Genomic DNA, 14,709 nt, shown 5'->3' with positions numbered 1-14,709 from the left:
CAAAGGGGATGCTTGGCGGGTCAGGCTGTTTCTATCCTCAGCAGGTTGGTGGAACCGGAAGAGCCAAAGGGGGCGCCGGCGGTAATGACAACGGTATCTCCGGCCACCGCCATCTCACGCCGGCGGGCTTCTTCCAGTGCCGTGGTGGCGATTTCATCAACGCTGTTGAAACGTTCGCTCACCTGGGAATAGACACCCCAGGCAACGGTGAGCTGGCGAGCGGTTTTCAGATGGGGCGTAAGGGTCAGAATCGAGGCGCCGGGCCGCTCACGCGATGCCCGCAAGCTGGTGGCGCCCGAGTTGGTAAAGCACACCAGGACCGCAACGGGCAGGATTCGACTGATACGACGCACGGCGCAGCTGAGCGCATCGGGAATGGTGGCCTGGGGCTGCGGGCGACTGACATCGAGCTGGGCCTGGTAGTCAGGATCCGTTTCCATGCGGCGAATAATCTTGCTCATCATGCCCACGGCTTCGAGCGGATAGTCGCCGGATGCGGTTTCCGCCGACAGCATGACCGCATCGGCACCTTCGGATACGGCATTGGCCACGTCCGTGACCTCGGCGCGCGTCGGTGCCGGAGAGAAGCGCATGGATTCAAGCATCTGGGTCGCCACTACCACCGGGCGACCCAGCTGGCGACAGCACTTGATAATGCTTTTCTGGATACCCGGCACGTTTTCGGCCGGCACTTCCACCCCCAGGTCGCCCCTGGCAATCATGATCGCATCGGATAGCTCGGCGATGGCCTGCATGTGCTCGACGGCGGAGGGTTTTTCGATCTTGGCCATCAGGAAGGCCTTGTCGCCGATCAGGCTGCGGGCTTCGGTGATATCCTCGGGCCGCTGCACAAAGGACAGCGCTACCCAGTCGACCCCCAGCTGCAGGCCATAGGCCAGATCCCGTCGGTCCTTTTCGGTCAGCGGGCTCAATTCCAGTACGGCCTCGGGCACGTTGACGCCCTTGCGGTCCGACAGTTCGCCGGCATTGCAGGCTTGTGCCAGCACGGCATCAGCGCGGGTTTCAATCACCTGCAGGCGCACGCGCCCATCGTCGATGAGCAATGACATGCCGGGTTGCAGGGCCTGAATGATTTCGGGGTGCGGCAGGTTCACGCGCTTGGCGTCGCCGGGCGTGCTGTCCAGGTCCAGCCAGATGCGATCGCCCTGTGCCAGCTGCACTGCGCCCTGGGCGAATTGACCGAGGCGCAGTTTGGGGCCTTGCAGATCCATCAGGATGCCCAGCGGGTAGCCGAGCTGGGCTTCGACCTCTCGAATCCAGCCGTAACGCTCGGCATGATCCGCGTGGGCGCCGTGGCTGAAGTTGAGCCGGAACAGGTTTACGCCGGCATCCACCAGCGCACGAACATCCGCGGCGCTGCGGGTGGCAGGCCCCAGCGTCGCCAGTATTTTGGTTTTCTTGTCGGGCGCCATATGCAGTGTCCTCCAACGGCGGTGATGTGGCGGCCGGGCGCCGCCTTGCATCAATGCTCTGGAATCGGGCCGGCTGAGCAGCAGGCGAGAGTCCGCAACACTGATGTGTTCAAAGTATAGGGTTGGCTACTGCGCGCTGCGCTCTGGCCGGTGTCGATAAAAAAATGAATCAGGGCGCAGAATAAAGCTGGCAACGGACCCCGCCCTGATTCCAAGTCGATGAAGGGCTCTGAATAGAACCCTTCAGCCGTGAACACTATGTGTGTATCGCGCACAGAGTGAGCTCCTGCGCAGGATGCAGGAACCCGGTCTGCGGGCGAATCGACTTATTTCTCGCGAATCGAATGGTTGGCCATATGCTCCAGCGCCTCGATCTTTGTGTATCGCGCACAGAGTGAGCTCCTACGCAGGATGTAGGAGCCCGGTCTGCGGGCGAATCGACTTATTTCTCTCGAATCGAGTGGTTGGCCATGTGTTCCAGCGCCTTGATCATGGCGGAGTGATCCCAGTTCTCGCCGCCGAGTGCCGCGCAGGTGCTGAAGTTCTGCTGTGCGCTGGCGGTGTTGGGCAGGTTCAGCTTGAGTGCCCGGGCGCCTTCCAGCGCCAGGTTGAGATCCTTCTGGTGCAGGCAGATCTTGAAACCCGGATCGAAGGTGCCCTTGACCATGCGCTCGCCGTGCACTTCCAGGATCTTGGACGAGGCAAAGCCGCCCATCAGGGCTTCGCGTACCTTGGCAGGATCCGCGCCTGCCTTGGAGGCAAACAGCAGGGCCTCGGATACGGCCTGGATATTCAGCGCCACGATGATCTGGTTGGCGACCTTGGTCGTCTGGCCGTCGCCATTGCCACCCACCAGGGTAATGTTCTTGCCCATGACATCGAACAGCGGCTTGGCGCGCTCAAAGGCCGCTTCGCTGCCACCCACCATGATGGTCAGGCTGGCGGCCTTGGCGCCCACTTCACCGCCGGAAACCGGCGCATCCAGGTACTCGGCGCCGGTGGCGTTGATACGTGCGGCAAAATCCTTGGTGGCGATGGGGGAAATGGAACTCATGTCGATGACGACCTTGCCTTTGCCAACGCCTTTGGCAACGCCGTTTTCACGGAACAGGACATCGTCGACCTGGGGGGTATCGGGCACCATCAGGATAATGAATTCGGCTTCCTGGGCCACCTCTTTCGGGTTGGCCAGGGCCACGCCGCGCTCACCCAGCAGGTCGGCGGGGGCCGGGTCGTGGTGTTCCGAGAAGAACAGGGTGTGTCCAGCGTTCTGCAGGTTCTGCGCCATGGGCTTGCCCATGATACCGGTACCGATAAATCCGATCTTTGCCATTGCTTGTCTCCTGAGTCTGTTTGTAGGAGCGCCGTACCCAAAGGGCACTTCCCCGGTGTGAATACACATTGCACCTAGGCCTGTTCGCTGCGAGGCGCCGCTCCTACGGGTGATCGTTACAGAATGTTGTGCTCTTTCATCCAGCCAAGACCCGCTTCGGTGCTGGTGGCCGGCTTGTATTCGCAGCCGATCCAGCCGTCGTAGCCAAGCTGGTCGATGAAACTGAAAATGAACGGGTAGTTCAGTTCGCCGGTGCCGGGTTCGTGGCGACCGGGATTGTCGGCCAGCTGAATATGCTGGATAGCGCTCAAGTTGGCCTGCAGGGTCGGGCAGATATCACCCTCCATGATCTGCATGTGGTAGATGTCGTACTGCAGGCTCAGGTTGTCGCTGCCGACGAGGTCGCGAATGCGCAGTGCCTGGCGGGTGTTGTTGAGGAAGAAACCCGGAATGTCGCGGGTGTTGATGGCTTCCATCACCAGCCGAATGCCGGCCTGCTGCAGCTTGTCGGCGGCATAGCGCAGGTTTTCCACCAGGGTGGCTTCGGCCAGTTCGTCACTGACGCCGGTGGGTTGAATGCCGGCCAGGCAGTTGACCTGAGTGTTGCCCAGTACCCTGGCATACTTGATCGCCTGCTCGACGCCGGAACGGAACTCCTCGATGCGATCCGGGTGGCAGGCGATACCGCGCTCACCGGCATTCCAGTCACCGGCCGGCAGGTTGAACAGCACCTGGGTTAGCTGGTTGGCATCCAGTTTCGCCTTGATTTCATCCGCGTCGAAATCATACGGGAACAAGTACTCCACGCCCGCAAAGCCGGCTTTTGCTGCGGCGTCGAAGCGGTCGAGGAAGTCGTGCTCGGTGAAGAGCATCGACAGGTTGGCGCAAAAACGTGGCATGGCACTCTCCTTAATGTTCGGTGTTTGGCGAAGGCAGGGTTTTGTGGGAGCCCGGTCTTCGGGCGAATGCTGCCAAAGGGTGGCAATTCGCCCACGCAGTGGGCTCCCACAAGGAGCCGCGCCTTAATCCAGCATCGAGATGGCGGTTGGCGCGTCTTCGCCGCGTTCGGCCAGGTCTTCGAACTCGTTGACGGCGTTGATTTCAGTGCCCATCGCGATGTTGGTGACACGCTCCAGCATGACTTCAACCACGACCGGTACACGGTGCTTGTACATCAGCTCTTTGGCCTGCTGCAGTGTCGCCTGGATCTGATCCGGTTCGGTCACGCGCAGGGCCTTGCAGCCCAGGCCTTCCACCACGGCGACGTGATCAACACCGTAGCCGTTGAGTTCCGGTGCGTTCTGGTTCTCGAACGCCAGCTGTACGCAGTAGTCCATGTCAAAGCCGCGCTGGGCCTGGCGAATCAGCCCCAGGTAGGAGTTGTTCACCAGAACGTGGATGTAGGGCAGGTTGAACTGGGCGCCGACCGCCAGCTCCTCGATCATGAACTGGAAGTCGTAGTCGCCGGACAGCGCCACAACCTGGCGTTCCGGGTCCGCCTTGACCACACCCAGCGCCGCCGGAATGGTCCAGCCCAGCGGACCGGCCTGGCCGCAGTTGATCCAGTGACGCGGTTTGTAGACGTGCAGGAACTGCGCCGCAGCAATCTGGGACAGGCCGATGGTGCTGACGTAGCAGGTGTCCTTGCCGAAGGCCTTGTTCATTTCTTCGTACACGCGCTGTGGCTTGACGGGCACATTGTCGAAGTGCGTCTTGCGCTGCAGGGTGCGCTTGCGTTCCTGGCACTGGGCCAGCCAGGCGCTGCGATCGGCCAGCTTGCCGGCCGCTTTCCACTCGCGGGCCACTTCGAGGAAGCGATCCAGGGCGGCGCCTGCATCGGACACGATTCCCAGGTCCGGCATGAAGACGCGGCCAATCTGGGTCGGTTCGATATCGACGTGGATAAAGGTGCGGTTTTCGGTGTAGACCTCAACGGAACCGGTGTGACGGTTGGCCCAGCGATTGCCAATGCCCAGAACCAGGTCGGAGGCCAGCATGGTGGCATTGCCATAGCGGTGCGAGGTCTGCAGACCGACCATGCCGACCATCTGCGGATGGTCATCCGGGATGATGCCCCAGCCCATCAGGGTCGGTATAACCGGGATACCGGTCAGTTCGGCGAATTCAACAAACTTTTCACAGGCATCGGCATTGATGATGCCGCCACCGGCGACCAGCAGCGGGCGCTCGGAGGCGTTGAGCATGCTCAGCGCCTTTTCGACCTGCTTGCGGGTTGCGGCCGGCTTGGCCTGGGGCAGCGGCTCATAGGTGTCGATATCAAATTCGATCTCGGCCATCTGCACGTCGAACGGCAGATCGATCAGCACGGGGCCCGGGCGGCCGGAGCGCATGATGTTGAAGGCCTTCTGGAACACCCAGGGTACCTGTGCCGGTTCCAGTACGGTGGTGGCCCACTTGGTGACCGGGGCGGCGATGCTGCTGATGTCGACTGCCTGGAAGTCTTCCTTGTGCATGCGTGCACGGGGTGCCTGACCTGTAATGCACAGGATGGGAATGGAGTCGGCTGAGGCGGAGTAGAGACCGGTAATCATGTCGGTACCGGCCGGGCCTGATGTACCAATGCACAGGCCGATATTGCCGGGGTGGGTACGGGTGTAACCCTCCGCCATGTGGGAGGCGCCTTCAACATGGCGTGCCAGTACGTGGTCGATACCGCCGATTTTCTTCATGGCAGCGTACATCGGGTTGATGGCGGCGCCCGGCAGGCCGAAGGCGGTGTCGATGCCTTCACGCTTGAGTACTTCAATGGCGGCTTCAATCGCTCTCATTTTTGCCATTATATTGTGCCCTTTATTGTTTATTAATTGTGTACAAAATAGCGATGAGTGATTCTATGCATTAGCCCCGTCTGAGGTCAAGTCCTCTGTTGAGGCTGTATAAAATATTCAATAAAAAATAAATGCTTATAAAACAGTTATTTATGTTCTTATATATTGGTCTATTTAAAATATGTATACAAAAAAATATAACAAATGTGTTGGATTTGTTGTTTTTCTTGGCTATAGATGGAGTCTGTTTCAAGCCGGTTTGTATTCATGTTTATTTCTTGTGACCGGTTTTCAGGCTTTTTTTTTGGTACAGCCTGGCGTGATTCCAGCGCAGCATGACGCAGTTCAGGGATGCCTGGACGCCGCTGGCGCTGCGGGGTCGCCATAGGTGCATAACAGCATTTGAATTCAGGCGGGCAGGGGGCTCAGTGCCCTGCAACGCCAACCGACTTTGTTCAACCTTGTAATCCTTGAGGAGATGTAGAATGTCGACAGTCAATCTGGCAACGGCACTGAATATTTGTACGGCGGCCCTGCACAAGGGGCGGGAGATTGGGGCGGCGCCCTTAACCGTCGCGGTACTCGATCAGGCTGGACGCCTGGTATCGCTGCAGCGTGAAGACGGGGCCAGCCTGCTGCGGCCCGAAATCGCGACAGGCAAGGCCTGGGGAGCGCTGGCACTGGGCAAGCCTTCGCGTCTGATCGCGGCGGATGCCGAGCAGCGTCCGGCCTTTATCGGTGCAGTAAATACCCTGGCCCAGGGCAACATCGTACCGGTGGCGGGCGGTGTGCTGGTACGCAATGCTGATGGGGGGGTCGTGGGAGCCGTGGGTATCAGTGGTGATACCTCGGATGTCGATGAACTCTGCGCCATGGCAGGCGTCGAGGCGAGTGGGCTGCGGGCCGATAACGGGCTCTGATCAGCCCGTTAAACGCTTGCTCAACAGGCCCGCTGCTCCGGCAGCGGGCCTGTTTTCGTTACGGGACCGAGTATCGCTCAGGCGTTGCGGGTAGCGCTGTCCTGGGGCTGTACCTCGCAGCCTTTGAGTACCAGCCGGGTGATTAATTCTGCGGCCGTATCGTAGTCTTTGGCCTGGAGCTTCTTGCGGCCGGTGACTTCGAGTATTTGCCAGTCGAAGTCGGCGTAGGTTTGGGTCGATGCCCAGATAGTGAACATCAGATGGTGCGGGTCAACCGGTGCCATGCGGCCATCGGCGATCCATTGGCGCAGCCGTTCGATGCTGCGCTCGGCCTCTGTTTTCAGCTGCTCCAGACTTTCTGCGGACAGGTGTGGCGCACCGTGCATGATCTCGCTGGCAAAGACCTTGGAGGCATCGGCGTGTTCCCGCGAGATGCGTACCTTGGCCTTGATATAGGCGCGCAGTGCCAGCTCAGGTTCTTCTTCGCGATGAAACGGCGAGTAGGCCTGCAGCAGCGGCTCGATAATGCTTTCGAGCACGGCACGGTACAGTGCTTCCTTCGATTTGAAGTAGTAGTAGATGTTGGCCTTGGGCAGACCCGCCTTGTCGGCGATGTCGCTGGTCTTGGTGGCGGCAAAGCCCTTGTCGGCAAACACCTGGCAGGCGGTCTTGATTATCAGGTGCTTGTTGCGTTCGCGAATGCTGGCCATTGAAGCCTGCTCCTTGCTGTATTGCGGGCCAGGCGTGAGCCGCTGATCTACGCGCAGCAGGGGCTTGGCATCACTGCGACAGGAGGCGAATCTTACCACCGCGTACTCCGGCGGCTCAAGGCAGGCGCAGGGCTGAAACAGCAGAGTCGTAACGCAGATTGTCCACAACACAAAAGACCGGGGGCTGCATGGTGCCGCGCCCCCGGTTGCCTGGGATCACTGTGGTCTCAGGACATCAGGTCAGGTCGCTGTGCCGCCCAGGGGCTTGGCACCGCTGCTGCCCTCGAATGTCTCGGTCCTTGTGGTCTGCGGGGTATCCGCGACCTGTGGCTGGTTGGCAGCAGCCAGCGTGCTGCTTTCGGTGAGATCCGCTTCGACGTCGACGACAGACTCCTCCGGCAGGAACAGGCTCAGGATGATGGCGCTGAAGGCACCGATGCTGACCGGCGAGCCGATGATGTTCTGTACCGTTTTGGGTAGGGCCTGCAGAACCTCGGGTACCGCAGCGACACCCAGGCCCAGGCCAATGGAGACGGCAACGATCAGCATGTTGCGGCGGTTCAGTTCGCACTGGGCGAGTATTTTCACACCGGCGGTTGCCACCGTGCCGAACATGATGAGGGTGGCGCCACCGAGTACCGGTTTTGGCATCTGCTGCAAAATGCCGCCGATGTAAGGAAACAGACCGAGCAGGGCAAGTATGCCTGCGATGTAGTAGGCCACGCGGCGGCTGGCGACACCGGTGAGCTGGATGACACCGTTGTTCTGGCTAAAGGTGGTCATAGGCAGGCTGTTCAGCGCCGCGGCCATGGCGGAGTTGAAGCCATCGGCCAGTACGCCGGACTTGATGCGGTTCAGGTAGACCGGGCCCTGCACGGGTTGGCTCGACACCATGGAGTTGGCGGTGAGGTCGCCGGTGGTTTCGATCGCAGTCACCACATAGATCACAGCCAGGGAGATAAAGGCTGCGATATCAAACGAGAAACCGTACTTGAACGGTTGCGGCACGGTCAGCAGTGGCAGGTTTGCCAAACCGCTGAAGTCGACGCGCCCCAGTACCCAGGCGACGGAGAAACCGACCAGCAGGCCGACGATAACGGCGCTGAGGCGAATCATCGGATTGCGAAAGCGGTTCATGATGATGATAGTTGCGAGCACTAGGCCGCCGAGGCCGAGGTTTTCAAGGGAGCCAAAGTCTTCGGCACCAAAGCCGCCCGCCAGATCGGTCATGCCCACCTTGATCAGCGACAGGCCAATAATGGTGATGACGGTGCCGGTCACCACGGGCGTGATGACACGGCCCAGGCGGTGAATGAACCGACTCAGGAACACTTCCACAAAGGCGGCGAGAAAGCAGACGCCGAAGATGGTGGCCAGAATTTCATCGGGTCCGCCGCCGGCATTCTTGACGATAAAGCCGACGCTCAGGATGGTGCTGAGGAAGGCGAAACTGGTGCCCTGTACGCAGAGCAGGCCGGAGCCGATCGGGCCAATGCGGCGCGCCTGTATAAAGGTACCGACACCGGAGACGACCAATGCCATGCTCACCAGGTAAGGCACTTCGCTGCCCAGGCCCAGAACGCCGCCGACGATCAGGGTCGGGGTGATGATGCCGATAAAACTGGCCAGCACGTGTTGCAGAGCTGCAAAGAATGCAGCACCAACGGCCGGTGTGTCCTCAAGCCCGTAAATCAGATCATGCTTCGTGTTGGGGCCTGCCTGGCTCCCTGAATGTTTCGCTGTCATGGTAAGTGCCTACCCTAGTTATTTTTATGAAAAGCTGGTTGGGGCGAGGGTTTAAACCGCCGCGGGGTGCCGGGTTCTGACAATGCTGACTAGTTGGTCAGGTAATGACCAATATAGGGAATGGCAAAAATAATGTCCATAGTAATTCTGAATTATGTACACAATTCTTTCTGTATCAGTATTCACTGTTGCCCAGGTGTTCGCTGTTAGCAGCCTGTCGGGCTTGGCCGATCGTAACGAGGGAAAGACCGATTTGCGGCAGTTTTTGAGCTCTTTTGAGGCGAATAGTGGTTCTATTTAACAAAAAAGAGTACATAAATTGACCAATTTCGGCTTTTCCGCAGTCGATCAGTGGTAAGTCCGACAGGCTGCTAGGCAGATTGTTCGTTAACCCGGGGCGCAGGCAGGTCCTCAATTGGTGGCAGATCGTCCGGTCAGCGAGCTTATTTTAGCAGCAGTGTGCTTCGAGCCGTTGCCGAGCAGATGGGGGTTAAGTCCGACAGGCGGGGGCGTGAAACGCAAAAAGCCGCCCCAACAAATGTCGGGGCGGCGGGGAAAGGCGGCCAGCGAGGGTGTCGTGTTACTCGGTTGGTGCGCCGGCGGCAATCCAGCTGCCAATCAGGTTGCGTTCTTCCTGTGTCATGTTGGTGATGTTGCCCAGTGGCATGATGTTGCTGGCAACCGCCTGCGCATTAATGCGTGATGCCAGCTGCTTGATCTGGTCGGGCTCATCCATGATCACCCCCGCAGGCGCGGTGGTAAATGCAGGGCTGGTGGGCGTGGCGGAGTGGCAGCTGGTACAGCGCTGCTGGATAACATTGTAGACGTCGTCGAACTTCACACTCTGGACGGCAGCGGCCTGACTGTTGTTATCACTCACCACGCTTTTCGGGCCCGTATCCGGCTTGGTGACAAAAGCCAGGGCAACCATACCCAGCGCAGCCACCGGCAAGGTCCAGGCCAGCTTCTGGCTTTCATGGCGGGTATTGAAGTAATGGCGCACCAGCACGCTCAGGACGGCCAGGGCTGCCAGGATCATCCAGTTGGACGCGCTACCATAGGTGCTCGGGAAATGGTTGCTGATCATGATGAACAGCACCGGCAGGGTCAGGTAGTTGTTGTGACGCGAGCGCAGCAGGGCCTTGGCCGGCAGGGTTGGATCGGGTTCGCGACTGGCTTCGATGGCACCGACCAGAGCGCGCTGCCCCGGCATGATGACGCGAAATACGTTACCCACCATCATGGTGCCGATAATGGCGCCAACATGGATAAAGGCACCACGGCCGCTGAATACCTGGCTCAGGCCCCAGGCGGCTCCGACCAGCAGCACGAACAGCAGGGCGCCCAGCAGGGCGGGCCTTTTGCCCAGGGGCGAGTCGCACAGGAAATCGTAGATAAACCAGCCGGCAATCAGCGCACCCACGCCAATGGCAATGGCGGTGGTCGGGCTCATGTCAGAGCCGGGGGCAACCAGGTAGAGGTCGGCATTGAGGTAGAACACAATGGTGAGCAGTGCGATGCCACTGAGCCAGGTGGCATAGGCTTCCCATTTGAACCAGTGCAGCTCTTCCGGCATTTTCGGCGGTGCCAGCTTGTATTTCTCGAGGTGGTAAATACCGCCACCGTGGATGGCCCACAGGTCGCCGGACAGGCCTTCGCGGGGATTGCTGCGGTCGAGATGGTTTTCGAGCCAGACGAAGTAGAAAGACGCTCCGATCCAGGCGATGCCTACGATCATGTGTACCCAGCGGGCGGTCAGGTTGAGCCATTCAGTAATATGCGGATCCATAGTTCGCTCCTCAGATGCACCGGCCCCGCGGGGCCAGTGACTGAACCTGGGTATATGCTCAGTACGCTCTGTCGCGACTGCTTCCCGGCTCCAAATTGCTTCTAATAATATTGTTTGTGGGTTGGTTTTTAGTGCTTAGGGTCGAGCATTATTTCTTCGCTGTCGGCAAAGAAAAATTCGTCACAGTTATTGCCGGGCCCGGCGCGGTCGACCACCAGAAACTCGTCCTGATCGGTTAGCGCCAGTATCGGATGGTGCCAGACGCCAGGGCGATAATTCACGCCCTGGGAGCCGTCACTGTAAAAGGCACGCAGCTGGGATGATGTCAGATCATCGCCCGGCGGCGCTACCAGGATCAGGAACGGGTTGCCACGCATCGGAATAAAGGCCTGGCTGCCCAGCGGGTGACGTTCCATCATGCGTACCCGTAGCGGCATGGGGAGCGTCTGGGCCCGGAAAATGCTGATGATTGGTGTACCTTCGCTGCCCGTTTCGACCTCCGCAAGGCGGTGGTAGCGGCGCGTGGAGCCATTGTTGATCATGAAAAAATCATGACCTTCACTGGCGATCAGATCCCCGAAAGGGGCGAAGGCTTCCTTGCTCAGCGCTTCAATCTTTAACCTTTGCATGGCGGTGTTGCCTCAGGCTTTCTTGGCTATGCGGCCGAGCAGGCGTAGCCGGCTCACACCACCATCAGGGAAAATGTTCAGGCGCACATGGGTAACCGGGCCAAGATCCTTGATCTGGGCTTCGAAGCTGTGTTCCTGGTGCATTTCCAGTTTCTGGGATGGCAGCAGTTCACGCCAGTACAGGCTGCGTGCCTCTATCTGGGAGTCGGTGCCGCCTTCTACATAAGCTGCCTGGATGGAGCAGCTGTCCGGGTAGTTACCCTTGAAGTGCAGCGTATCGACGACGATACGCTCGATTTCACCCGGGTGGCCCAGCGCGACGATGACCCAGTCGTTGCCCGGCGTACGGCGACGGGCGGTTTCCCAGCCATCACCCATGTTGATGCCTCGGCCCGGGTTGAGGATGTTGCTCATGCGGCCGAAGTGCTCGTCGCTGCAGGCCAGGGCGCGACCGCCGTTAAGGGCGGCAGCCAGGTCGATTTGTTCGTCGCTGCTCTGCGCGCTCCAGTCGCGGTACGGTACGCCGTAGACACGCAGGCGTGCCACGCCGCCATCCGGATAGATGTTAAAGCGCAGGTGGGTCCAGGCGCGGTCATCGCTAATGGCGTGCAGGTGGTGGCTGTCGCCCTGCAGCTCGACAGAGGTAAGAATTTCTTCCCACTGGGTGTCTTCGTTGGGATCGCCTTCGGCACAGAAGCAGGCATCGATGGATGCCGACGGCGGGAAGTTGCCGGTAAAGTAGCTGGTATCGATGTCGAAACCCTTGATGGTGCCGGGTACGCCGAGGCGGATCACTGCAGAGTCGTAGCCTTCAAAGCGCTTGCGGCGGGATTCCCAGCCATCCATCCATTTGCCGTTGTCATCGAACACGCCTTCTTTCCAGACGGCCGGTTCCGCCTGGAACAGGCGATTAACATCGGCAAACCAGTCGTCGGTGACGGAAACGGCTTTGGTGCCCAGGCGAGCGTCAGCCAGGTTAATGTACTTGTCGAAATTCTGTGTGCTCATCGTCTCTCTATTCCTTTGTATATGTTGCCCGTGACGGATCAGCCCTTAAAGGGTCTGTAACCGAAACAGCGCAATATTGTTGATTTCGGCCAGTGCCCGCGCGAACTCCTGTTCGGGGCTGTTATGGATGCGTTCCTCGAACGCGGCCAGAATCTGGTGCCGGTTACTGCCTTTGACCGCCATGATAAACGGGAACCTGAACTTGTCCTTGTAGGCCGCATTGAGCTCGGTAAAGCGCTGGAACTCCTCGGCGTTGCATTCGCTGATGCCGGCGCCGGCCTGCTCGGAGGTGGAGGCGGCAGTCAGCTCGCCGCGCACGGCGGCCTTGCCGGCGAGATCCGGGTGAGCATTGATCAGCGCCAGCTGGGCCTCATGCGGGGCCTGCATGAGCTGTGCGGCCATCAGTGCGTGCAGCGCTTCGACATTGTCGAGCGCAGATGGGTTACCGGCGGCCTGTGCCTGATCGAACGCCTGTTCGGCAACCCAGGCCGAGTGTTCGTAAATGTCGCCGAACATTTCGATAAAGGCATCGCGGCCCAGGGCGCTGGGCGTGCAGGTCTGGAACTGGGTCACTTGCTTCCCTCCGGCGCATAGGGGTGGGTTTCATGCCAGTGACGCGCGATATCAACGCGGCGGGTGAACCAGACCTTGTCGTGGTTGCTGGCATACTTGATAAACTTCTCCAGTGCCGCCATGCGCGCCGGGCGGCCCAGCAAACGGCAGTGCATGCCGATGGAGAGCATTTTGGGCGCATCGGCGCCTTCCGCATAGAGCACGTCAAAGGCGTCCTTCAGATACTGATAGAACTGCTCGCCACAGTTGAAGCCCTGCACCTGGGTAAAGCGCATGTCATTGGTATCCAGAGTGTAGGGGATAACCAGGTGGCCCTTGCCATTGTTGTCGGTCCAGTAGGGCAGGTCGTCGTCGTACGTATCGGAGTCGTAAAGGAAGCCGCCTTCCTGCATCACCAGGTTACGGGTGTTTGGACCGGTGCGGCCGGTGTACCAGCCCAGCGGGCGTTCGCCGGTGATCCGGGTCAGAATGTCGATGGCGCGTTGCATGTGATCGCGCTCTTCGGACTCATCCATGTACTGGTAGTCGATCCAGCGGTAGCCGTGGCTGCAGATTTCGTGACCGGCGGCGTGCATGGCCTGAATCACCTCGGGATGGCGCTCGGCGGCCATGGCAACGGCAAAGATTGTCAGCGGGATATCGTGTTTCTTGAACAGGCGCAACAGGCGCCAAACGCCAACACGGCTGCCATATTCGTACAACGACTCCATGCTCATGTTGCGTTCGCCCTGCAGCGGCTGGGCTGCCACCATCTCCGACAGGAAGGCTTCGGACTCCTTGTCGCCATGCAGGATGCTGCGCTCGCCGCCTTCTTCATAGTTGAGGACGAAAGAGATTGCGATGCGTGCGTCGCCCGGCCAGTGGGGGTGCGGGGGATTGGCCCCATAGCCAATCAGGTCGCGTGGGTAATCATTGCTCACAGGGCGACTCCTTATCTCGATTCCGGTGTAGGGCTTCATGTTCAGCTTCCAGTTTTCCAAGTGGAAGCATTGATGTGTTTTATTGTATACAAAAAATATTACTCATTGTAAATAAATTTGCCATTTGTTTGTGTGTTTCATGAGCATCGTACTGCCGCAGAAGCAGCTTTGTTTCTCCGCTCAGGCGCGCTGGCTGCGGGGGTGGTGGTCTTGAGGTGCTGTTCATGGGGGTAGATAGCAAATTGGCGCCAGTTTTGTGTACAAAAAAATTAAAAACTGTGTATATTGTTGCTGAAACTGCCTTTGTCGCAGCCGACGCGGCACAGGTGTAACACCAGCAGACTTGATCGAAGAGGAGGAGAGGCAGAGCGGCATGGCACCAGTCATCTGGTGGCCGTTGCAGGAGGCCTCTTGAACTGATGGGATACTTGACCACGCACGTACTGGATGCGGCCCACGGCCGCCCGGGAAATGAAATCCGGATTGATCTCTACCGTATCACGGGCCAGGAGCGCGAGCTGATTCTGACGACGGTAACCAACGATGACGGGCGCTGCGACAGCCCTGTGCTCGAAGGCGATGCTTTTGTTGCCGGTGTCTATGAATTGCTGTTTCATGCCGGGGATTACTACCGTGCGTTGGGCGTGGAACTGCCCGAACCCGCTTTCCTTGACCAGGTCGTACTGCGCTTCGGCATTTCGGCTGAAGACGATCATTACCATGTCCCCTTGCTGATTTCACCGTACAGCTACTCGACCTACCGCGGCAGCTGATCCGCCACAGTTTTCCCGGTGGCACAAAAACCCGCAGCGGCCTCGGCCCTGCGGGTTTTTTTGTACATGGATGTACTTATCCTGCG

General features: G+C 59.3%; 13 protein-coding genes. 2 read left to right on the top strand and 11 right to left on the bottom strand.

Annotated features, from left to right (window positions below):
* Positions 1–20: 20 nt before the first annotated feature.
* From pyk to gcl, 4 genes are all read right to left on the bottom strand, one after another.
* A complete protein-coding gene (pyk, locus tag F451_RS0117275) occupies positions 21–1,433 on the bottom strand; it encodes a pyruvate kinase (protein ID WP_020682653.1) in 1,413 nt (470 codons plus the stop codon).
* Between the two features lie 442 nt (positions 1,434–1,875).
* Positions 1,876–2,835, bottom strand: coding sequence for a 2-hydroxy-3-oxopropionate reductase (locus F451_RS0117270; protein WP_420835279.1), 960 nt, complete (start codon positions 2,833–2,835; stop codon positions 1,876–1,878).
* A 47-nt stretch (positions 2,836–2,882) separates the two neighbouring features.
* Positions 2,883–3,665, bottom strand: coding sequence for a hydroxypyruvate isomerase (gene hyi / locus F451_RS0117265; RefSeq protein WP_020682651.1), 783 nt, complete (start codon positions 3,663–3,665; stop codon positions 2,883–2,885).
* 123 nt (positions 3,666–3,788) lie between these two features.
* On the bottom strand, positions 3,789–5,564 hold the full coding sequence (gcl, locus tag F451_RS0117260) for a glyoxylate carboligase (RefSeq protein WP_020682650.1): 1,776 nt from the start codon (positions 5,562–5,564) through the stop codon (positions 3,789–3,791).
* A 476-nt stretch (positions 5,565–6,040) separates the two neighbouring features.
* On the opposite strand from gcl, the gene F451_RS0117250 reads away from it, so the two are divergent.
* The gene (locus tag F451_RS0117250) at positions 6,041–6,475 is read left to right on the top strand and encodes a GlcG/HbpS family heme-binding protein (protein ID WP_020682648.1); all 435 of its coding nucleotides are present in this window, start codon (positions 6,041–6,043) and stop codon (positions 6,473–6,475) included.
* A 77-nt stretch (positions 6,476–6,552) separates the two neighbouring features.
* Here the strand turns inward: F451_RS0117250 and F451_RS0117245 are convergent, their stop codons facing one another.
* The 7 genes from F451_RS0117245 to puuE all read right to left on the bottom strand — a co-directional run bounded on the left by F451_RS0117245 (position 6,553) and on the right by puuE (position 13,850).
* Positions 6,553–7,284, bottom strand: a complete 732-nt coding sequence (locus F451_RS0117245) for a TetR/AcrR family transcriptional regulator (RefSeq protein ID WP_240476507.1) — start codon at positions 7,282–7,284, stop codon at positions 6,553–6,555.
* A 141-nt stretch (positions 7,285–7,425) separates the two neighbouring features.
* On the bottom strand, positions 7,426–8,931 hold the full coding sequence (locus F451_RS0117240; RefSeq protein ID WP_020682646.1) for a nucleobase:cation symporter-2 family protein: 1,506 nt from the start codon (positions 8,929–8,931) through the stop codon (positions 7,426–7,428).
* Between the two features lie 580 nt (positions 8,932–9,511).
* On the bottom strand, positions 9,512–10,720 hold the full coding sequence (locus F451_RS0117235) for a urate hydroxylase PuuD (RefSeq protein WP_020682645.1): 1,209 nt from the start codon (positions 10,718–10,720) through the stop codon (positions 9,512–9,514).
* Between the two features lie 128 nt (positions 10,721–10,848).
* Positions 10,849–11,349: an ureidoglycolate lyase gene (locus F451_RS0117230; protein WP_020682644.1), complete on the bottom strand. Its 501-nt coding sequence runs from the start codon at positions 11,347–11,349 to the stop codon at positions 10,849–10,851.
* A gap of 12 nt (positions 11,350–11,361) precedes the next feature.
* Positions 11,362–12,357 carry an allantoicase gene (gene alc / locus F451_RS0117225; protein ID WP_020682643.1) on the bottom strand — a complete coding sequence of 332 codons (996 nt, stop codon included), beginning with the start codon at positions 12,355–12,357 and terminating at the stop codon, positions 11,362–11,364.
* 45 nt (positions 12,358–12,402) lie between these two features.
* Positions 12,403–12,930 (bottom strand): 2-oxo-4-hydroxy-4-carboxy-5-ureidoimidazoline decarboxylase, encoded by a 528-nt coding sequence (gene uraD / locus F451_RS0117220; protein ID WP_020682642.1) that lies wholly within the window; start codon positions 12,928–12,930, stop codon positions 12,403–12,405.
* Positions 12,927–13,850, bottom strand: coding sequence for an allantoinase PuuE (gene puuE / locus F451_RS0117215; RefSeq protein ID WP_020682641.1), 924 nt, complete (start codon positions 13,848–13,850; stop codon positions 12,927–12,929). The genes uraD and puuE overlap by 4 nt, the downstream gene beginning before the upstream one ends.
* A 419-nt stretch (positions 13,851–14,269) precedes the next feature.
* Between puuE and uraH the strand changes: the two genes are divergently transcribed.
* Positions 14,270–14,623, top strand: coding sequence for a hydroxyisourate hydrolase (uraH, locus tag F451_RS0117210; protein ID WP_020682640.1), 354 nt, complete (start codon positions 14,270–14,272; stop codon positions 14,621–14,623).
* Positions 14,624–14,709 lie beyond the last annotated feature (86 nt).

The sequence above is a fragment of the Marinobacterium rhizophilum DSM 18822 genome (assembly GCF_000378045.1).
In the GTDB taxonomy this organism is placed as follows: Bacteria; Pseudomonadota; Gammaproteobacteria; order Pseudomonadales; family Balneatricaceae; genus Marinobacterium_A; species Marinobacterium_A rhizophilum.
This window is presented reverse-complemented; position numbering and strand designations above follow the sequence as displayed.

Coding starts and splice junctions, on each gene's coding strand:
- uraH (WP_020682640.1), top strand. CDS start 14,270: ATGGGATACTTGACCACGCACGTACTGGATGCGGCCCACGGCCGCCCG.
- F451_RS0117230 (WP_020682644.1), bottom strand. CDS start 11,349: ATGCAAAGGTTAAAGATTGAAGCGCTGAGCAAGGAAGCCTTCGCCCCT.
- alc (WP_020682643.1), bottom strand. CDS start 12,357: ATGAGCACACAGAATTTCGACAAGTACATTAACCTGGCTGACGCTCGC.
- hyi (WP_020682651.1), bottom strand. CDS start 3,665: ATGCCACGTTTTTGCGCCAACCTGTCGATGCTCTTCACCGAGCACGAC.
- F451_RS0117240 (WP_020682646.1), bottom strand. CDS start 8,931: ATGACAGCGAAACATTCAGGGAGCCAGGCAGGCCCCAACACGAAGCAT.
- pyk (WP_020682653.1), bottom strand. CDS start 1,433: ATGGCGCCCGACAAGAAAACCAAAATACTGGCGACGCTGGGGCCTGCC.
- gcl (WP_020682650.1), bottom strand. CDS start 5,564: ATGGCAAAAATGAGAGCGATTGAAGCCGCCATTGAAGTACTCAAGCGT.
- F451_RS0117235 (WP_020682645.1), bottom strand. CDS start 10,720: ATGGATCCGCATATTACTGAATGGCTCAACCTGACCGCCCGCTGGGTA.
- F451_RS0117270 (WP_420835279.1), bottom strand. CDS start 2,835: ATGTGTATTCACACCGGGGAAGTGCCCTTTGGGTACGGCGCTCCTACA.
- F451_RS0117250 (WP_020682648.1), top strand. CDS start 6,041: ATGTCGACAGTCAATCTGGCAACGGCACTGAATATTTGTACGGCGGCC.